General features: G+C 51.8%; 16 protein-coding genes, 1 tRNA gene and 1 other RNA gene. 12 read left to right on the forward strand and 6 right to left on the reverse strand.

Going from position 1 to position 20,286, the window contains the following annotated elements:
- Nucleotides 1-33 precede the first annotated feature (33 nt).
- The 6 genes from cydD (at nt 34) to AB4H76_RS14890 (ending at nt 5,466) form a co-directional block, all read left to right on the forward strand.
- Nucleotides 34-1,800, forward strand: coding sequence for a heme ABC transporter permease/ATP-binding protein CydD (cydD, locus tag AB4H76_RS14865; protein ID WP_001043621.1), 1,767 nt, complete (start codon nt 34-36; stop codon nt 1,798-1,800).
- Nucleotides 1,801-3,522, forward strand: a complete 1,722-nt coding sequence (gene cydC, locus AB4H76_RS14870; protein ID WP_001202201.1) for a heme ABC transporter ATP-binding protein/permease CydC — start codon at nt 1,801-1,803, stop codon at nt 3,520-3,522. It begins immediately after the preceding gene.
- Between the two features lie 41 nt (nt 3,523-3,563).
- The gene (gene aat, locus AB4H76_RS14875) at nt 3,564-4,268 is read left to right on the forward strand and encodes a leucyl/phenylalanyl-tRNA--protein transferase (protein ID WP_001241677.1); all 705 of its coding nucleotides are present in this window, start codon (nt 3,564-3,566) and stop codon (nt 4,266-4,268) included.
- A gap of 284 nt (nt 4,269-4,552) precedes the next feature.
- Nucleotides 4,553-4,771 carry a translation initiation factor IF-1 gene (gene infA / locus AB4H76_RS14880; protein WP_001040187.1) on the forward strand — a complete coding sequence of 73 codons (219 nt, stop codon included), beginning with the start codon at nt 4,553-4,555 and terminating at the stop codon, nt 4,769-4,771.
- Nucleotides 4,772-5,023: 252 nt separating this feature from the next.
- Nucleotides 5,024-5,111, forward strand: a tRNA-Ser gene (locus AB4H76_RS14885).
- 219 nt (nt 5,112-5,330) lie between these two features.
- Nucleotides 5,331-5,466: non-coding RNA, RtT sRNA (locus AB4H76_RS14890), on the forward strand.
- Nucleotides 5,467-5,808: 342 nt separating this feature from the next.
- On the opposite strand, the gene clpA is transcribed toward AB4H76_RS14890, so the two are convergent.
- The 3 genes from clpA to yljB form a co-directional block, all read right to left on the reverse strand.
- Nucleotides 5,809-8,085 (reverse strand): ATP-dependent Clp protease ATP-binding subunit ClpA, encoded by a 2,277-nt coding sequence (gene clpA, locus AB4H76_RS14895; protein ID WP_000934040.1) that lies wholly within the window; start codon nt 8,083-8,085, stop codon nt 5,809-5,811.
- Nucleotides 8,086-8,115: 30 nt separating this feature from the next.
- Nucleotides 8,116-8,436: an ATP-dependent Clp protease adapter ClpS gene (gene clpS, locus AB4H76_RS14900; protein ID WP_000520781.1), complete on the reverse strand. Its 321-nt coding sequence runs from the start codon at nt 8,434-8,436 to the stop codon at nt 8,116-8,118.
- A 98-nt stretch (nt 8,437-8,534) separates the two neighbouring features.
- Nucleotides 8,535-8,609, reverse strand: coding sequence for a protein YljB (gene yljB / locus AB4H76_RS14905; RefSeq protein ID WP_001406719.1), 75 nt, complete (start codon nt 8,607-8,609; stop codon nt 8,535-8,537).
- A 149-nt stretch (nt 8,610-8,758) separates the two neighbouring features.
- On the opposite strand from yljB, the gene cspD reads away from it, so the two are divergent.
- The gene (gene cspD / locus AB4H76_RS14910) at nt 8,759-8,983 is read left to right on the forward strand and encodes a cold shock-like protein CspD (RefSeq protein ID WP_000410785.1); all 225 of its coding nucleotides are present in this window, start codon (nt 8,759-8,761) and stop codon (nt 8,981-8,983) included.
- A gap of 72 nt (nt 8,984-9,055) precedes the next feature.
- Here the strand turns inward: cspD and macB are convergent, their stop codons facing one another.
- Together macB and macA are read right to left on the reverse strand one after the other, a co-directional pair.
- On the reverse strand, nt 9,056-11,002 hold the full coding sequence (macB, locus tag AB4H76_RS14915; RefSeq protein WP_000188180.1) for a macrolide ABC transporter ATP-binding protein/permease MacB: 1,947 nt from the start codon (nt 11,000-11,002) through the stop codon (nt 9,056-9,058).
- Nucleotides 10,999-12,114, reverse strand: a complete 1,116-nt coding sequence (gene macA / locus AB4H76_RS14920; RefSeq protein ID WP_000746460.1) for a macrolide transporter subunit MacA — start codon at nt 12,112-12,114, stop codon at nt 10,999-11,001. The genes macB and macA overlap by 4 nt, the downstream gene beginning before the upstream one ends.
- 150 nt (nt 12,115-12,264) lie before the next feature.
- Between macA and AB4H76_RS14925 the strand changes: the two genes are divergently transcribed.
- Nucleotides 12,265-13,221 carry a VirK/YbjX family protein gene (locus AB4H76_RS14925; RefSeq protein WP_001355621.1) on the forward strand — a complete coding sequence of 319 codons (957 nt, stop codon included), beginning with the start codon at nt 12,265-12,267 and terminating at the stop codon, nt 13,219-13,221.
- Here the strand turns inward: AB4H76_RS14925 and AB4H76_RS14930 are convergent.
- Complete coding sequence (locus AB4H76_RS14930; RefSeq protein ID WP_000599806.1) at nt 13,218-14,876, reverse strand: ATP-dependent endonuclease; 1,659 nt, start codon at nt 14,874-14,876, stop codon at nt 13,218-13,220. The two genes, AB4H76_RS14925 and AB4H76_RS14930, sit on opposite strands and share 4 nt — an antisense overlap.
- A gap of 424 nt (nt 14,877-15,300) precedes the next feature.
- Here AB4H76_RS14930 and aqpZ point away from each other — a divergent pair, with 424 nt between their 5' ends.
- From aqpZ to hcr, 4 genes are all read left to right on the forward strand, one after another.
- On the forward strand, nt 15,301-15,996 hold the full coding sequence (gene aqpZ, locus AB4H76_RS14935; protein WP_001298299.1) for an aquaporin Z: 696 nt from the start codon (nt 15,301-15,303) through the stop codon (nt 15,994-15,996).
- A gap of 494 nt (nt 15,997-16,490) precedes the next feature.
- Nucleotides 16,491-17,390, forward strand: a complete 900-nt coding sequence (lysO, locus tag AB4H76_RS14940; protein ID WP_000491142.1) for an L-lysine exporter LysO — start codon at nt 16,491-16,493, stop codon at nt 17,388-17,390.
- A gap of 143 nt (nt 17,391-17,533) precedes the next feature.
- On the forward strand, nt 17,534-19,186 hold the full coding sequence (gene hcp / locus AB4H76_RS14945) for a hydroxylamine reductase (protein WP_000458809.1): 1,653 nt from the start codon (nt 17,534-17,536) through the stop codon (nt 19,184-19,186).
- 11 nt (nt 19,187-19,197) lie between these two features.
- Nucleotides 19,198-20,166, forward strand: a complete 969-nt coding sequence (gene hcr, locus AB4H76_RS14950; RefSeq protein ID WP_000178677.1) for an NADH oxidoreductase — start codon at nt 19,198-19,200, stop codon at nt 20,164-20,166.
- The last annotated feature ends 120 nt before the right edge of the window (nt 20,167-20,286 follow it).

Consider the following 20,286-nt stretch of genomic DNA (forward strand, 5'->3'; position numbering starts at 1 on the left):
AATAATTCTGATAACTCACCTGCTAAGCGTGCAATGAATAAATCTCGTCAAAAAGAGTTAACCCGCTGGTTAAAACAGCAAAGCGTCATCTCCCAACGTTGGCTGAATATTTCTCGTCTGCTGGGCTTTGTGAGCGGCATATTGATCATTGCCCAGGCCTGGTTCATGGCGCGAATTCTGCAACATATGATTATGGAGAATATTCCCCGTGAAGCCCTGCTGCTTCCCTTTACGTTACTGGTTCTGACCTTTGTACTGCGCGCATGGGTGGTCTGGTTACGCGAACGGGTGGGTTATCACGCCGGGCAGCATATCCGCTTTGCCATCCGCCGTCAGGTTCTCGACCGTCTGCAACAAGCAGGGCCAGCGTGGATTCAGGGTAAACCTGCGGGGAGCTGGGCGACGCTGGTACTCGAGCAAATTGACGATATGCATGATTACTATGCACGCTATCTGCCGCAAATGGCGCTGGCAGTGTCGGTGCCGTTGCTGATTGTGGTGGCGATCTTCCCCTCTAACTGGGCTGCGGCGCTCATTCTGCTGGGCACAGCACCGCTAATTCCGTTGTTTATGGCGCTGGTTGGAATGGGGGCTGCCGATGCTAACCGACGTAACTTTCTCGCTCTTGCTCGCTTAAGTGGGCATTTCCTCGATCGCCTGCGCGGCATGGAAACATTGCGTATTTTTGGTCGTGGTGAAGCTGAAATTGAAAGTATTCGTTCTGCTTCGGAAGATTTCCGCCAACGGACAATGGAAGTGCTACGACTGGCGTTTTTATCCTCCGGCATTCTCGAATTTTTTACCTCGCTGTCAATTGCTCTGGTGGCGGTCTACTTTGGTTTTTCCTATCTCGGCGAGCTGGATTTTGGTCACTACGATACTGGCGTGACGCTGGCTGCGGGTTTTCTGGCCCTGATCCTTGCGCCAGAGTTTTTCCAGCCATTACGCGATCTCGGTACGTTTTATCATGCTAAAGCCCAGGCTGTTGGTGCAGCTGACAGTCTGAAAACGTTTATGGAAACCCCGCTCGCCCATCCGCAGCGTGGCGAGGTGGAATTAGCATCGACCGATCCGGTGACCATTGAGGCCGAGGATCTGTTTATCACGTCGCCGGAAGGTAAAACGCTGGCCGGACCGCTGAACTTTACTTTGCCAGCAGGCCAACGTGCCGTGTTGGTTGGTCGCAGCGGTTCAGGTAAAAGTTCACTGTTGAACGCGCTTTCTGGTTTTCTCTCATATCAGGGATCATTACGAATCAACGGGATAGAATTACGCGATTTATCACCAGAATCATGGCGTAAACATCTCTCCTGGGTTGGGCAAAACCCACAATTACCGGCAGCAACATTGCGGGATAACGTACTACTGGCGCGACCTGATGCCAGCGAACAAGAATTACAAGCAGCGCTGGATAACGCCTGGGTCAGCGAGTTTCTACAGCTCCTGCCACAAGGCGTTGATACGCCTGTTGGCGACCAGGCTGCCCGCCTTTCCGTGGGGCAGGCGCAGCGCGTGGCGGTGGCCCGTGCGTTACTAAATCCCTGTTCGCTATTACTGTTGGATGAACCCGCTGCTAGCCTTGATGCTCACAGTGAACAGCGCGTAATGGAGGCGCTGAATGCCGCCTCTCTGCGCCAGACAACGTTAATGGTCACCCACCAGTTAGAAGATCTTGCTGAGTGGGATGTCATTTGGGTTATGCAGGATGGCCGGATTATTGAGCAAGGACGTTACGCGGAATTAAGTGTGGCTGGTGGCCCATTCGCCACATTACTGGCCCATCGTCAGGAGGAGATTTAAATGCGCGCTTTGCTACCCTATCTGGCACTGTATAAACGTCATAAATGGATGTTAAGTCTTGGTATTGTGCTGGCAATTGTGACGCTGCTCGCCAGTATCGGTCTGTTGACACTTTCCGGCTGGTTCCTCTCGGCCTCAGCGGTTGCGGGGGTTGCCGGACTGTACAGCTTCAACTATATGCTACCCGCTGCGGGCGTGCGTGGTGCCGCAATCACCCGTACTGCCGGGCGTTATTTTGAACGTCTGGTAAGTCACGACGCGACTTTCCGCGTGTTGCAGCATCTGCGCATTTACACCTTCAGCAAATTGTTGCCCCTCTCCCCTGCCGGACTGGCGCGCTATCGTCAGGGCGAATTGCTCAACCGCGTGGTGGCGGATGTTGATACGCTCGATCATCTTTACCTGCGCGTTATCTCGCCGCTGGTGGGCGCTTTTGTGGTGATTATGGTGGTGACAATCGGGTTAAGTTTCCTTGATTTCACCCTCGCCTTTACGCTGGGCGGCATTATGTTACTGACGCTTTTCCTGATGCCACCGCTGTTTTATCGTGCGGGAAAAAGCACCGGGCAAAATCTGACTCATCTTCGCGGGCAGTATCGCCAACAACTGACGGCCTGGCTGCAAGGGCAAGCTGAGCTGACCATTTTTGGTGCCAGCGATCGTTATCGCACGCAATTAGAGAATACAGAAATTCAATGGCTGGAAGCGCAACGCCGTCAATCTGAACTGACCGCATTGTCGCAAGCGATAATGCTGCTCATCGGCGCGTTAGCGGTGATCCTGATGCTGTGGATGGCGTCTGGCGGCGTTGGCGGCAATGCTCAACCCGGCGCGTTAATTGCCCTGTTTGTCTTCTGCGCGTTAGCCGCGTTTGAAGCACTGGCACCAGTAACGGGTGCATTTCAGCATCTGGGGCAAGTCATTGCCTCTGCCGTTCGGATCACTGATTTAACGGATCAAAAACCGGAAGTCACCTTCCCTGATACCCAAACTCGTGTTGCCTATCGCGTTTCGCTGACGTTACGGGATGTTCAGTTCACTTATCCGGAGCAATCTCAACAGGCACTTAAAGGGATTTCTCTTCAGGTAAACGCCGGGGAACATATAGCGATTCTCGGGCGAACCGGATGCGGCAAATCAACACTGTTACAACTGCTGACCCGCGCATGGGACCCGCAACAGGGCGAGATTTTGCTTAACGATAGCCCCATAGCCAGCCTGAATGAAGCGGCTCTACGACAGACCATCAGCGTTGTTCCTCAGCGAGTGCATCTGTTTAGCGCCACGCTGCGTGATAATCTGTTACTCGCCTCGCCTGGCAGTAGTGATGAGGCTCTGGCGGAGATCTTGCGTCGCGTTGGTCTGGAGAAGCTGCTCGAGGATGCAGGTCTCAACAGTTGGTTAGGTGAAGGCGGACGCCAGCTCTCCGGTGGTGAACTGCGCCGTCTGGCTATCGCCCGTGCGCTGTTACATGATGCGCCACTGGTGTTGCTGGATGAACCTACAGAAGGCTTAGATGCCACAACCGAAAGTCAGATCCTTGAATTGCTTGCAGAAATGATGCATGAGAAAACGGTGTTAATGGTCACCCATCGACTTCGCGGACTCTCTCGTTTCCAACAAATAATAGTGATGGACAACGGGCAAATTATTGAGCAAGGTACTCACGCAGAACTGCTTGCCAGACAGGGGCGTTATTACCAGTTTAAGCAGGGTTTGTAAGCTATTATTGAACGATCCGACTTGCGTGGAGTTTTGCGGTCATGCGCCTGGTTCAGCTTTCTCGCCATTCAATAGCCTTCCCTTCCCCGGAAGGCGCATTACGTGAGCCTAACGGCCTGCTGGCTCTGGGGGGCGATCTTAGCCCTGCGCGCCTGTTAATGGCTTACCAGCGTGGTATTTTTCCGTGGTTTTCTCCAGGCGACCCCATCCTCTGGTGGTCGCCCGATCCTCGCGCGGTGCTTTGGCCTGAATCACTGCATATCAGCCGTAGTATGAAGCGATTTCATAAACGCTCGCCCTATCGTGTCACGATGAATTACGCTTTTGGTCAGGTCATTGAAGGCTGTGCCAGCGATCGCGAAGAAGGAACCTGGATCACGCGTGGCGTGGTCGAAGCCTACCATCGCCTTCACGAACTCGGCCATGCCCACTCCATTGAAGTCTGGCGTGAAGATGAGCTTGTCGGCGGTATGTACGGCGTGGCCCAGGGAACGCTATTTTGTGGCGAGTCCATGTTCAGCCGGATGGAAAATGCGTCTAAAACGGCGCTTCTGGTATTCTGTGAGGAATTTATCGGTCATGGCGGTAAGCTTATCGACTGCCAGGTCCTTAACGATCACACAGCATCGCTTGGTGCCTGCGAAATTCTCCGCCGGGATTACCTTAATTATCTCAATCAAATGCGCCTCGGACGATTGCCGAATAATTTCTGGGTACCACGATGCTTGTTTTCACCACAAGAATGAATGTTTTCGGCACATTTCTCCCCAGAGTGTTATAATTGCGGTCGCAGAGTTGGTTACGCTCATTACCCCGCTGCCGATAAGGAATTTTTCGCGTCAGGTAACGCCCATCGTTTATCTCACCGCTCCCTTATACGTTGCGCTTTTGGTGCGGCTTAGCCGTGTGTTTTCGGAGTAATGTGCCGAACCTGTTTGTTGCGATTTAGCGCGCAAATCTTTACTTATTTACAGAACTTCGGCATTATCTTGCCGGTTCAAATTACGGTAGTGATACCCCAGAGGATTAGATGGCCAAAGAAGACAATATTGAAATGCAAGGTACCGTTCTTGAAACGTTGCCTAATACCATGTTCCGCGTAGAGTTAGAAAACGGTCACGTGGTTACTGCACACATCTCCGGTAAAATGCGCAAAAACTACATCCGCATCCTGACGGGCGACAAAGTGACTGTTGAACTGACCCCGTACGACCTGAGCAAAGGCCGCATTGTCTTCCGTAGTCGCTGATTGTTTTACCGCCTGATGGGCGAAGAGAAAGAACGAGTAAAAGGTCGGTTTAACCGGCCTTTTTATTTTGTGATATGTATGAAGTACTTTGGAAGTATAAGTCCGTAACTTGTCTCGATGTAGATATACTGCACAACTTGTTTACAGTATGAGCAAACAATAATTATCATTAAAATTCTTCTTGACCGTTTTACTCCAACTCCCTATAGTAGCGCCCCGTTGCCCCCATGAGGTCAGGCGACAAAACAATTTGGTGAGGTGTCCGAGTGGCTGAAGGAGCACGCCTGGAAAGTGTGTATACGGCAACGTATCGGGGGTTCGAATCCCCCCCTCACCGCCATATTTAAAGAAGAGCTCGTACGAAAGTGCGAGCTTTTTTTCGCATAATGCACTCCAGGGGGGTGAGAAGCCCCGACCGGGGTTCGACAACTGGCGCAGCCAGTTGGACAGACCACGAACGCAGTGAGTGGGCTGCCCGCAGGGCGAGCGAAGCGAGTCAATCCCCCCCTCACCGCCATATTTAAAGAAGAGCTCGTACGAAAGTGCGAGCTTTTTTTCGCATAATGCACTCCAGGGGGGGTGAGAAGCCCCGACCGGGGTTCGACAACTGGCGCAGCCAGTTGGACAGACCACGAACGCAGTGAGTGGGCTGCCCGCAGGGCGAGCGAAGCGAGTCAATCCCCCCCTCACCGCCATATTTAAAGAAGAGCTCGTACGAAAGTGCGAGCTTTTTTTTCGCATTTTATCTGTCTGTACGGCAGTGAACATGGTGGGCGGGTGGAGTATGTTACCTGTGAATTTCTAAGCTGCCTGTACGGCAGTGAACTCAAATACTACACGTTTAGCCCGTTGTTAATAAAGCAAAACCATCCCATTCTCCTGCAGCACCCTTTTTTATCCTTACCTTCCAGCAGCACTAATTATCAACAACTTACCTTCACCTCCAAAAATAGGGTTTTCACCGTTCCACCCCATAAATAAAAAGTCCGTAACCTCTTTCGAGATTACGGACTTGACCAACCTACCTGACAATCAGATTAATGCGCTGCTTCCGCCTTGTGCTTTTGTGCACTCTGGAATCCGTAAGTCAGCTCATTTTTCGCTTTATCCAGTGCGACGGTGACCTGACCGCCGTCCACCAGCGAACCAAACAGCAGTTCGTTGGCGAGCGGTTTTTTCAGGTTGTCCTGGATGACACGCGCCATCGGACGAGCGCCCATTGCCCGGTCGTAACCTTTCTCGGCCAGCCAGTTACGCGCTTCCTGGCTCACTTCCAGAGAAACACCTTTCTGATCCAGCTGAACCTGCAACTCGACGATGAATTTATCCACCACCTGATGGATCACGTCGGTTGACAGATGATCAAACCAGATAATGTTGTCGAGACGGTTACGGAATTCCGGTGTAAAGATCTTCTTGATCTCTTCCATCGCATCGGTGCTGTTATCCTGGTGGATAAGACCAATGGATTTGCGCTCAGTTTCCCGTACCCCGGCGTTGGTGGTCATCACCAGCACCACGTTACGGAAGTCTGCTTTGCGTCCGTTGTTATCGGTCAGCGTACCGTTATCCATCACCTGCAACAGAATATTGAACACGTCCGGGTGCGCTTTCTCGATTTCGTCCAGCAGCAGCACCGCATGTGGATGCTTGATGACCGCATCAGTCAGCAAACCGCCCTGATCAAAACCAACGTATCCCGGAGGCGCACCAATAAGACGGCTGACGGTATGGCGTTCCATATACTCGGACATATCAAAGCGCAGAAGCTCAATGCCCAAAGCTTTCGAAAGCTGTACCGTCACCTCTGTTTTCCCGACCCCGGTAGGGCCGGCAAACAGGAACGAACCAACCGGTTTATGTTCGTGACCTAAACCTGCACGCGCCATCTTAATGGCTTCAGTCAGCGCCTCAATGGCTTTATCCTGACCGAAGACCAGCATTTTCAAGCGATCGCCGAGGTTTTTCAGGGTATCACGATCACTCTGAGAAACACTCTTCTCTGGAATGCGTGCAATACGGGCCACCACGGACTCAATATCCGCCACATTAACGGTTTTCTTGCGTTTGCTTACCGGCATCAGGCGTGCGCGAGCGCCCGCTTCGTCGATAACATCAATGGCTTTATCCGGCAGATGACGATCGTTAATGTATTTCACCGCCAGCTCTACCGCCGCACGCACCGCTTTTGCGGTATAACGCACGTCGTGGTGCGCTTCATACTTCGGTTTCAGGCCATTGATGATTTGAACAGTTTCTTCGATCGACGGTTCAGTAATATCAATTTTCTGGAAGCGACGCGCCAGAGCACGGTCTTTCTCGAAAATGTTGCTGAACTCCTGATAGGTTGTCGAACCAATTACACGAATTTTACCGCTGGAGAGCAACGGTTTGATTAGGTTAGCCGCATCGACCTGACCACCAGACGCTGCACCCGCACCGATAATGGTGTGGATCTCATCAATAAACAGGATGCTGTTAGTGTCCTGCTCCAGCTGCTTGAGCAACGCTTTAAAACGTTTTTCAAAGTCGCCGCGATATTTTGTGCCCGCTAACAGAGAACCGATATCGAGAGAGTAAATCGTACAGTCAGCCATCACTTCCGGCACATCGCCCTGAACAATTCGCCAGGCAAGACCTTCCGCAATCGCGGTTTTACCGACACCAGATTCCCCCACCAGCAGCGGGTTGTTTTTACGGCGACGGCAGAGAACCTGAATAGCACGCTCCAGCTCCTTCTCACGACCAATCAGTGGGTCGATTCCGCCCACGCGCGCAAGCTGATTCAGGTTCGTCGTGAAATTCTCCATACGTTCCTCCCCACCAGCTTGTTCTTCGCTGTTTGGCTGGCTGCCAGGATCAGAAGACTGTGTCGGCTCGTCTTTACGCGTGCCATGAGAGATAAAATTCACCACATCGAGACGGCTGACTTCATGTTTACGCAACAGATATGCCGCCTGCGACTCCTGTTCGCTAAAGATAGCGACCAGAACGTTTGCACCGGTAACCTCATTGCGACCGGAGGACTGGACATGGAAGACCGCACGTTGCAGTACACGCTGAAAACTCAGCGTCGGCTGTGTGTCGCGCTCCTCTTCACTGGCAGGCAGAACGGGTGTGGTTTGTTCAATAAAGGCTTCCAGTTCCTGACGGAGCGCAACCAAATCCACAGAACACGCTTCCAGCGCCTCCCGGGCAGATGGGTTACTGAGCAGCGCCAGTAACAAGTGCTCGACGGTCATAAACTCATGACGGTGCTCGCGCGCTCTGGCGAAAGCCATATTTAAACTGAGTTCCAGTTCTTGATTGAGCATAGGCACCTCCCCCAATTTTTATGCCTGCATTCAGGCTTTTTCTAGCGTACACAGCAATGGATGCTCATTCTCCCTCGCGTACTTGTTCACCATCGCCACTTTGGTTTCTGCAACCTCGGCGGTAAAGACTCCGCAAATGGCCTTCCCCTGGTAGTGAACAGCGAGCATCAATTGCGTTGCACGTTCTACATCATAAGAAAAGAATTTTTGTAACACGTCAATAACAAACTCCATCGGAGTGTAATCATCATTGACTAATATCACTTTATACATAGATGGCGGTTTTAGCGCGTCGCGAACTTTTTCTTCCGCCAGTTGATCAAAGTCCAGCCAGTCGTTCGTTTTACCCATTGTCAGTTATCATCTTCGGTTACGGTTATCGGCAGAACGCCCTGCCGCTGACAAGAGCTTATTTGCCTGACCAATCTACTCCACATGATAGATAACTATCATCTATCGTTGGCATCAGCGACATCTGTCACATTCCTGTCAATAGCGTTAACTGCTTCAAATTTTTGATTCATACCTGCCCCTTGTCCCCTGTCAAATGCTTGACGGCTCGCCCTAATTCTCTAAATTGTATTTCTAGAGTTGGCGAGGTTTTGAACAGCCCCCTCTCTGACCCCGGTTTATTCCATCTTACTTGTATAAGATTTGCGAAGGATGTCGAAGCATGGAAAAGGGTACTGTTAAGTGGTTCAACAATGCCAAAGGGTTTGGTTTCATCTGCCCTGAAGGCGGCGGCGAAGATATTTTCGCTCATTATTCCACCATTCAGATGGATGGTTACAGAACGCTAAAAGCTGGACAATCCGTTCAGTTTGATGTCCACCAGGGGCCAAAAGGCAATCACGCCAGTGTTATTGTGCCCGTCGAAGTAGAAGCGGCAGTCGCATAGCTCTTCTGTCTCATTGTGTACATCCTAAAGGCAAAATGCCAGCCCGATCGGCTGGCATTTTTATCTCAAAAATTACTCTCGTGCCAGAGCATCTACTGGATCCAGTCGTGCCGCATTTCGTGCGGGTAACCAGCCAAATAAAATCCCGGTGACCGTCGAGCAGAGAAACGCCAGCAGCAGCGCCAACGGTGAAAAACCAATCTCCCAGCCGGGTAAGAAAAGCTGCAAGGTGAAAGCAATTAACAGTGACAGTGTTATTCCCAACGCGCCACCGACCAGGCAAACCAGTACGGCTTCGATCAGGAACTGTTGCAAAACATCGCTTGCTCGCGCACCTACAGCCATGCGAATGCCAATTTCCCGCGTCCGCTCGGTCACTGACACCAGCATAATATTCATTACACCAATACCGCCCACCACCAGCGAAATCACCGCCACCAGCGTCAGAAACAGTTGTAAAGTACGTGTGGTCTTTTCAACAGTTTTCAAGACGCCGTCCATGTTCCAGGTAAAGAAATCCTTCTTTCCGTGGCGCAGTGAAAGTAAACGCGTGAGTTGCTGTTCCGCCTCGGCGCTGTCAAATCCTTCTTTCACCCTGACAGTAATGGAGTTAAGCCACGACTGGCCCATAACTCGCCCGGACATCGTGCTGTAAGGTAGCCAGACACGCAGCACTTTACTGCTACCAAACATCGACTGTTTTTCTTCCGCCACACCAATGACTCTGGCGGGCATATTGCCGACCAGAATCACCTCGCCAACCACATCTGCTTTATGGGGGAAAAGCTGGCGGCGAGTATTACTGTCGAGAACCACGACCTGCGCACGACCGTTCAGCTGCTCCTGATTAAAGGTGTTCCCTTCACTGAAGGTCATGCCATAGACATTAAAATAATCGCCGCTCACGCCATTGGCACTGGCAGCAACATCAACATTGTTATAACGCAGGCGCAGGTTTTGCGAGACGGCAGGTGTGGCTGAGGCGACCCACGGTTGTTTTTGGATGGCGATTAAGTCGTCGTACTTCAGCGCCTGTTGATATTGCGGATCGTCATCGCCAAAATCTTTCCCGGGATAGACATCAATAGTATTCGTACCAATAGAACGAATATCCGCCAGCACCATTTGTTTGGCGGCGTCACCCACCACGACAATGGAAACCACCGACGCAATACCGATAATAATCCCCAGCATGGTCAGTAAAGTACGCATTTTATTCGCTGCCAGCGCCCGCCATGCCATCGTCAGCGCCTCGTTAAAACCGCTGACAAACTGCCGCCAGCCAGACACCGTGTTGACAACAGGCTCCGTCCCGCCAGCAACATTCACTTTTTCAATGGCGGGAGGATTGCGCACAATTTCGCCGTCGCGAATTTCGATCACCCGCTCGGCCTGAGCAGCGACCTGCGGATCGTGGGTGACGATAATCACCGTATGCCCGCGATCGCGCAGCTGATGCAGGATCGCCATCACCTCTTCGCCAGAATGGCTGTCCAGTGCGCCGGTTGGTTCATCGGCAAGAATTACCTGACCGCCGTTCATCAATGCCCGCGCGATGCTGACGCGCTGTTGCTGACCACCCGAAAGCTGTGCCGGATAATACTCTGTACGGTCTTCCAGCCCCAGCCGTTGCAGCAACTCCTGGGCGCGAAGCAGCCGCTGTTTCCGCTCAAGACCAGCATAGACGGCGGGAACTTCAACGTTCTGCTCGGCGGTTAAATGCGAAAGCAAATGGTAACGCTGGAAAATAAAGCCGAAATGCTCGCGGCGCAGTTGCGCCAGCGCATCGGCGTCCAGCGTGGCAACATCCTGACCGGCGACGCGATAGGTGCCGCTGGTGGCCTTATCCAGACAGCCGAGAATATTCATCAGGGTCGATTTACCGGAACCCGAAGCGCCAACAATCGCCACCATCTCACCAGCATAAATATCGAGGGTGATGCCCTTCAACACCTCAACCTGCTCATCACCGGCAGGATAGCTGCGACGAATATCCTTTAATTCGAGCAAAGGCGTCATTGTGCAGCTCCTGGTTTGGCCTCACCAATCACCACTTCATCGCCCGCTTCCAGCCCTTTGACAATCTCAACATCGGTATCGTTACGTGCGCCAATCGTCACTTCACGCTCGCGTGTTTCACCATTACGCAACAATTTGACTTTATAACGATTATCGCCAACCGGATCGCCTAACGCCGACAGAGGGATCGTCAGCACATTTTTCACATCGGTGAGCTGAATATGCACTTGCGCAGTCATATCCAGCCGCAGCAAACCATTGGGGTTGGGGACTTCAAAACGGGCGTAATAGAAAATAGCGTCGTTAACCTTTTCCGGCGTCGGTAGTACATCCTTGATTTGCCCCTCGTAGCGCGTCAGTGGATCGCCAAGTACCGTAAACCAGGCTTTTTGCCCCGGCTTCAGGTGGATTACATCCGCTTCAGAAACCTGCGCTTTTACCAGCATGGTGCTCATATCTGCCAGCGTCAGAATGTTCGGTGCTTGTTGTGCGGCAATCACCGTCTGGCCTTGCAGAGTGGTGATTTGCGTGACTTCCCCGGCCATCGGGGCAACGATGCGAGTGTAATCGAGATTGGTTTTAGCCGTATCGAGAGAAGCCTGATTGCGCTTGATTTGCGCGTCAATGGTGCCAATTTGCGCCTGTTTCACAGCCATCTCCGTCGCGGCGGTGTCGAGATCCTGCTGTGAAACCGCCTGCGTTTGTGCCAGACGTTGCTGACGGGAATACGTCACCCGCGCCAGTTTCAGCTCCGCTTCCGCCTGCTGCCGCTGCGCGCGTAGCTCCATCAGCGTTGCTTCGACCTCCTTGATCTGGTTTTCAGCCTGTTCAGGATCAATGACCCCTAAAAGCTGGTCTTTTTTTACTTTATCGCCAATCGCCACCGACAGCGTTTTCAACTGACCGCTGACCTGCGCGCCCACGTCAACCTTACGCAGCGCGTCCAGCTTTCCGGTCGCCAGCACGCTTTGCTGTAAATCACCGGGGCGCACAATCAGTGTCTGATAAGTCGGCACGGGTGCGTTAAGAATTCTCCATAACGTAATCAGTCCGGCGATGACTATCACCAGCGCAATAACGTAACGCTTCTTCACGGTTTTCCGCTTTTTCATAAATATTCTGAATACTCCATATGCCAATCCGGGTCATTAACTTCAACGAAATATCAACAAACCCCTAAAATTTACGTTAGTAATCACACTATTGATGTTTGGTTAAGATACGCAATGGTGAAATCGACGTCATGTATAACCATTGATTTCATGAATATGTCGCAGCTAACTGAACGGACCTTTACGCCATCTGAATCTCTCAGCAGCCTGTCACTTTTTCTTAGTCTGGCACGTGGACAGTGTCGGCCGGGTAAATTCTGGCATCGCCGTAGTTTTCGCCAGAAATTTTTGCTGCGCTCGTTGATTATGCCGCGTTTAAGCGTTGAGTGGATGAACGAACTTTCCCACTGGCCTAATCTCAATGTATTGTTAACGCGCCAGCCGCGACTGCCTGTGCGTCTGCATCGCCCTTACCTTGCGGCGAATCTTAGCCGTAAGCAATTGCTGGAGGCGTTACGTTACCATTATGCGTTACTCCGCGGATGTATGTCGGCGGAAGAATTCAGCTTATATTTGAATACCCCCGGGCTGCAACTGGCGAAGCTGGAAGGCAAAAACGGCGAGCAGTTCACGCTTGAGCTGACCATGATGATCTCAATGGATAAAGAAGGTGACAGCACAATCCTGTTCCGCAACAGCGAAGGTATTCCTCTGGCAGAGATCACGTTTACCCTGTGTGAATATCAGGGGAAAAGAACGATGTTTATTGGCGGACTGCAAGGCGCAAAATGGGAAATTCCACATCAGGAAATCCAGAATGCGACGAAAGCCTGCCACGGGCTATTTCCCAAACGCCTCGTGATGGAAGCGGCCTGTCTGTTTGCCCAACGTTTGCAGGTAGAGCAGATTATTGCCGTCAGCAATGAAACGCATATTTACCGCAGCCTGCGTTATCGCGATAAAGAAGGCAAGATCCACGCTGATTACAACGCTTTCTGGGAATCGGTTGGCGGCGTATGTGATGCTGAACGCCATTACCGCCTTCCAGCACAGATAGCACGAAAAGAGATTGCCGAAATCGCCAGTAAAAAACGGGCTGAATACCGTCGGCGCTATGAGATGCTCGACGCTATTCAGCCACAAATGGCCACGATGTTTCGCGGTTAATCCGCGCGACCGCGCGCCAGCCACAGCACGCGTGAGAACATTTTTTTCAGCAGCGTCGGTACGGAGTCCACACCACGACGTCCTGCCTCCATTGCCACTTCAATGGCAAGATCGGGTTTGGAAGAGCGATGGATCGCTTTCGAGATAATTTTGCGTAGATTCATCGGTACATTTTCCGGGATTTGCGCCACGCGGTGGAACACATCGGAAAATCCCTGGCGATACATAAAATGTTCCATATCCAGCGCCGGTAACGCCGTTAAATGTTCTCGTTCGGCTTCCCGATCGTTATTCAACAGGCTGCGTACCGTAGCGGCATATTTCTTCCCTGCTTCATCGCCATCGACCAGTACATGCCATTCAATCCCCATTCGGCGGGCAAATTTAACCAGTGGCTTTAGCCCGGACTGGGCAAACTCAATGACCTTGATCCCTTCGGCATCAAAATGATGTCCGCACTGACGCGCCAGTTCATTGATAACCCAGGTTTCTGTTTCCCCTTCCACCAGCAACCAGCAGCGTGCAAACAGCGATGACGGACGGTTAAAACGAATGTGAAAGGATATGCGTCGGCTATCTTCGGTACTCAAGCCACTCGGCCCCAGACGCCAGGCGGCAACGCGCGAGGACTCACGTACCAGTCGGCAAACATGCTCTACCGGCGTTAACGAAAGCAACTCACCCGAGTTGGTGGTGGCAATGCGCTGCAATGGCAGAAGATTCAACAGATGCCAGGCAACTGAAAGCATAATGGGGTGTAAACGGGTTTCTGGATCTTCGATCAGCAACAATGGACGGGCGTCTTTATCCAGTCGCAATGTGCCTTTTGCCTGCAACAAAGTAGCAAACAGGCCGAGCAAAATAACCCGATACGAGCGCCCACCAGGTCGGTCAATCATCCGGTTGATGATATCCAGATAGCGCCAGCTTCGTTGCTCATTGCTGGCTCGCCGCCGCATTAAACGATATCGCGCCTGTCCGGCCCCCTGCTCAGAGAAATAATGCTCAAGCAGCTGTACCATTGCGGAAAGTCCCTGACGAATCTGCCCATCAGAGAGATTTTGCGGATGTGAGGATAACTCACGGGCGAGGAAATCGAGCTGGCGCGCGGTGACTTCCACATTAGGGACATTTGGCACCGTGCCGTTACGAATACGGCGCATAAAACGGGCATCACGCAAGCGCAGCACCGGCATTAAACGCACCAGATGGCGTGCCTGATCGTTAATATCCTCGACATCAATCGGATGTCCGTCTTTATCGAGAAAACTGCGCAGTGTCATCACGCTGCCGTCTTCCGCACTCTCCCCTTCCAGACGATAAAAAATACGGTGATAGCCATCGGTGCATGGCGTCCAGCACGCTTCCAGCGGCCGATAACGGCGAACCCGATGTCGGCCTGGCAGCGATTCGCGGAAGGTCAAAATAATATGCAGATGATGTTCTCGCCCGTTGATATCTCCCGGCGGGAACCAGAAATCGTCGCGCTCAAAATGGTAGAGATCTGATTCTGGCGATAGCAGCAGGGTTAAGGCGTCCAGCAAGCTGGATTTACCCCACGCGTTCTCCCCAATCAGGACGTTGTTTTGTTCCAGCATCAACGACAAACGGTTGATACCGCGAAAACCCACAATTTCAACGCGCTCAAGAATCATATCCCCTCCAGAAATATGTGACTTATCCTTTACGCTGGCAGTATAACGGGAAAGGCCTTGCTAATACGTGATGACATCACATTTAAGCATGGCAAATGTCTGAAAAATGAGCGAATAATCGCGTATACTCCCTCTTGCTGATAAGTCTGCAAAAACAACAAAATCAAATAATTAGCATGATAAATTATTTTTTATTACGCCTAAAGGATTAAATCTTTTGCGTGCACTACACTGTCAATCAGACAAATGACTATATGGGGCAACCCGCTGTTGCCCTAAATCAAATTTACTGGATTTATTTATCTGGTGAATGACTCGCCTTCGTTTTTAAAATAGCCGCGCATTATTTCCGTCGTCACTTTTTTACGACGACCCTATAAAACGACCATATTTTTCACAGGGTCAATTTTTAATTGAGGTGGATATGTTCAGAAAATTAGCAGCTGAATGTTTTGGTACTTTCTGGCTTGTTTTTGGTGGCTGTGGTAGTGCTGTACTGGCCGCAGGCTTCCCGGAATTAGGCATTGGTTTTGCCGGCGTGGCGTTGGCGTTCGGTCTGACCGTTCTGACGATGGCCTTTGCTGTTGGTCATATTTCTGGTGGTCATTTTAACCCGGCGGTCACTATTGGTTTATGGGCTGGCGGACGTTTTCCGGCAAAAGAAGTCGTTGGCTACGTAATTGCCCAGGTTGTCGGCGGTATTGTTGCAGCGGCGCTGCTGTATTTAATTGCCAGTGGTAAAACGGGTTTTGACGCGGCAGCCAGCGGTTTTGCTTCTAACGGTTATGGCGAGCATTCACCAGGCGGTTATTCCATGCTTTCCGCGCTGGTAGTTGAACTGGTATTGAGTGCAGGTTTCCTGTTGGTGATCCACGGCGCAACCGACAAATTCGCGCCGGCAGGTTTTGCGCCGATCGCTATTGGTCTGGCCTTAACCCTGATTCACTTAATCAGTATTCCGGTGACTAACACTTCTGTTAACCCGGCGCGCAGCACCGCGGTTGCTATCTTCCAGGGCGGCTGGGCATTAGAACAACTGTGGTTCTTCTGGGTGGTGCCAATTGTCGGCGGCATTATCGGTGGTCTGATTTACCGGACCCTGCTGGAAAAGCGTGATTAATTAACGCAGAAGGCCTGGCGTAATGTCAGGCCTTTTTTTAAGATGTTGTTATATGTTGATTCATCATCTTGTTGCGCTCCTTTCATGAGCTAAGCAACATATTGCCACTGGCGCAAGGAGCGCGCAGGGGGCGGCCAATCGCCGCCGCCCCCTGCACCCCCGGGCTCTGGCGAACAAAATCGCCGCTGCGCGGTGCCCTCGACTTATCCCTTACGGCTACCGGGTCGGGCGCGAGGTAACATCCCTGTAAAACGCGCCCTCAGCCCACATCCATGTGGGCTGCCCCGGCCTTCAGGGAACGCCTCGGCGATTTTGACGCCACCAACATCGGTGCAGTTTGTAATTAAAGCGCAAGAATATCTTTAAATGAAAACGAATACTCTACTGCTCCTTATGCATAACATTTCCTTTTAATTGCAACTTTACTCGTCCTTCCGCTTTCAGTAGTGTGTCATCGCGCATTTCGACTTCATCTTTGCAAGGACTGGGTTTTCATGTTTTCTGGGCTGTTAATCATTCTGGTTCCCCTGATTGTGGGTTACCTCATTCCGCTTCGCCAACAAGCTGCGTTAAAAGTTATTAATCAGCTATTAAGCTGGATGGTTTACCTTATTCTCTTTTTTATGGGTATCAGTCTGGCGTTTCTCGATAACCTCGCCAGTAACCTGTTGGCGATTCTGCATTATTCTGCCGTCAGTATTACCGTTATTTTACTGTGTAATATTGCCGCCCTGATGTGGCTGGAGCGAGGCCTGCCGTGGCGCAACCACCATCAGCAAGAAAAACTCCCGTCGCGTATTGCGATGGCGCTGGAGTCGCTAAAACTGTGCGGCGTAGTAGTGATTGGTTTTGCCATTGGTCTAAGTGGACTGGCTTTCTTACAACACGCGACCGAAGCCAGTGAATACACGTTAATTTTGCTACTTTTCCTCGTTGGTATTCAGTTGCGCAATAATGGCATGACCTTAAAGCAGATTGTCCTTAATCGCCGGGGAATGATTGTCGCCGTGGTGGTGGTTGTCAGTTCATTAATTGGTGGTTTAATTAACGCCTTTATTCTTGATCTCCCCATCAATACCGCGCTGGCAATGGCCTCCGGTTTCGGCTGGTATTCTCTTTCCGGTATTTTATTGACCGAATCTTTTGGTCCGGTAATCGGGAGCGCGGCGTTTTTTAATGATCTGGCCCGTGAACTGATTGCTATTATGTTGATCCCTGGGCTGATTCGCCGCAGCCGCTCTACTGCACTGGGCTTATGCGGTGCCACATCAATGGATTTCACCCTGCCCGTTCTTCAACGTACTGGCGGGCTGGATATGGTCCCGGCGGCAATTGTTCACGGTTTTATTCTTAGCCTGTTAGTGCCGATCCTCATCGCCTTTTTCTCTGCGTAATACCTCTCTGGCGGTAGATCCCTGCCGCCAAAATTGCGCTAAATCAATCTCCCTTAAAGTTGCATGAAAAATCCCTTTTATCCCCGCGTTAAGCGTCTTAACCTTAAACATGCATATTAAATATAACTTTAAAAGGTGTGATCATGTTTTGTGTGCAATGTGAACAAACTATCCGTACTCCGGCAGGAAACGGCTGCTCATACGCGCAGGGGATGTGTGGTAAAACGGCGGAAACTTCTGACCTTCAGGATTTACTCATCGCGGCGCTGCAAGGGCTTTCTGCCTGGGCGGTAAAAGCGCGTGAATACGGCATCATCAACCACGATGTTGACAGCTTCGCGCCACGTGCCTTTTTCTCAACCCTGACCAACGTTAACTTCGATTCTCCGCGTATTGTCGGCTACGCTCGTGAAGCGATTGCCCTGCGCGAGGCGCTGAAAGCGCAATGCCTGGCTGTAGATGCCAACGCGCGCGTCGATAACCCGATGGCTGACCTGCAACTGGTGAGCGACGATCTCGGCGAGCTGCAACGTCAGGCAGCAGAATTTACCCCTAACAAAGATAAAGCGGCGATTGGCGAAAACATTCTCGGCCTGCGTCTGCTGTGCCTGTATGGCCTGAAAGGTGCGGCGGCCTATATGGAACACGCGCATGTTCTCGGTCAATACGACAACGATATTTATGCCCAGTACCATAAAATCATGGCGTGGCTGGGGACCTGGCCTGCCGATATGAACGCGCTTCTTGAGTGTTCAATGGAAATCGGCCAGATGAACTTCAAAGTGATGAGCATTCTGGATGCAGGCGAAACCGGTAAATACGGTCACCCGACGCCAACCCAGGTCAACGTCAAAGCGACGGCGGGTAAATGCATTCTGATTTCCGGTCACGATCTCAAAGATCTCTACAACCTGCTGGAACAGACCGAAGGCACGGGCGTTAATGTCTACACCCACGGCGAAATGCTGCCTGCGCATGGCTACCCGGAGCTGCGTAAATTCAAGCATCTGGTCGGTAACTACGGCAGCGGCTGGCAGAATCAGCAAGTGGAGTTCGCTCGTTTCCCTGGCCCCATCGTGATGACCTCGAACTGCATCATCGACCCAACCGTAGGCGCTTATGACGATCGTATCTGGACCCGCAGCATTGTTGGCTGGCCTGGCGTGCGTCATCTGGACGGTGATGATTTCTCTGCGGTTATCACCCAGGCGCAACAGATGGCAGGCTTCCCGTACAGCGAAATTCCGCACCTTATCACCGTGGGTTTTGGTCGCCAGACGCTGCTTGGCGCTGCTGATACGCTGATTGATCTGGTGAGCCGTGAAAAACTGCGTCATATCTTCCTGCTTGGTGGCTGTGACGGCGCACGCGGCGAGCGCCACTACTTCACCGATTTCGCCACCAGCGTGCCGGATGACTGCCTGATCCTGACCCTCGCCTGTGGTAAATATCGCTTTAACAAACTTGAGTTTGGCGATATCGAAGGTCTGCCGCGTCTGGTAGATGCAGGTCAATGTAACGATGCTTACTCAGCGATTATTCTGGCTGTCACTCTGGCAGAGAAACTGGGCTGCGGTGTCAACGATCTGCCGCTGTCGCTGGTGCTCTCCTGGTTTGAACAGAAAGCGATCGTCATTCTGCTGACGCTGCTTTCTCTGGGCGTGAAAAATATCGTCACCGGCCCGACTGCACCTGGTTTCCTGACACCAGACCTGCTGGCGGTGCTGAACGAGAAATTCGGCCTGCGTTCTATCACCACTGTTGAAGAAGACATGAAGCAACTGTTGAGCGCGTAAGGAGTTTGTCGATGACGATGCCAACGAATCAATGCCCGTGGCGGATGCAGGTTCATCACATTACGCAAGAAACGCCGGATGTGTGGACGATTTCCCTGATTTGCCACGATTACTACCCATATCGCGCCGGGCAATATGCACTGGTCAGCGTGCGAAACTCAGCGGAAACGCTGCGTGCTTACACCATTTCCTCCACGCCAGGCGTGAGTGAATATATCACCCTGACCGTGCGGCGGATTGATGACGGTGTCGGCTCCCAGTGGCTGACGCGCGATGTAAAACGCGGTGATTATCTCTGGCTTTCGGACGCGATGGGGGAATTTACCTGCGACGATAAAGCAGAAGATAAATTCCTGTTGCTGGCGGCAGGCTGCGGCGTCACGCCGATTATGTCGATGCGTCGCTGGCTTGCGAAGAACCGTCCACAGGCCGATGTGCGGGTGATCTACAACGTGCGTACGCCGCAGGATGTTATTTTCGCCGATGAGTGGCGTAACTATCCGGTAACGCTGGTGGCAGAAAATAACGTTACCGAAGGCTTTATCGCTGGTCGTCTCACTCGCGAACTGCTGGCAGGTGTACCTGACTTAGCTTCACGTACCGTGATGACCTGCGGCCCGGCTCCGTATATGGATTGGGTAGAGCAGGAAGTGAAAGCGCTCGGCGTGACGCGTTTCTTTAAAGAGAAATTCTTCACCCCAGTAGCAGAAGCGGCGACCAGCGGTCTGAAATTCACCAAACTGCAACCGGCACGAGAATTTTACGCCCCGGTTGGCACCACGCTACTGGAGGCGCTGGAAAGCAATAACGTTCCGGTTGTCGCTGCCTGCCGTGCGGGTGTTTGCGGCTGCTGTAAGACAAAAGTGGTTTCCGGTGAATATACGGTGAGCAGCACAATGACGCTGACCGACGCCGAAATCGCTGAAGGTTACGTACTGGCCTGCTCCTGCCATCCGCAGGGGGATTTGGTTCTCGCATAATCGCCTTATGCCCGATGATATTCCTTTCATCGGGCTATTTAACCGTTAGTGCCTCCTTTCTCTCCCATCCCTTCCCCCTCCGTCAGATGAACTAAACTTGTTACCGTTATCACATTCAGG

This window comes from Escherichia sp. UTM R2, assembly GCF_048593455.1.
Taxonomy (GTDB): domain Bacteria; phylum Pseudomonadota; class Gammaproteobacteria; order Enterobacterales; family Enterobacteriaceae; genus Escherichia; species Escherichia coli.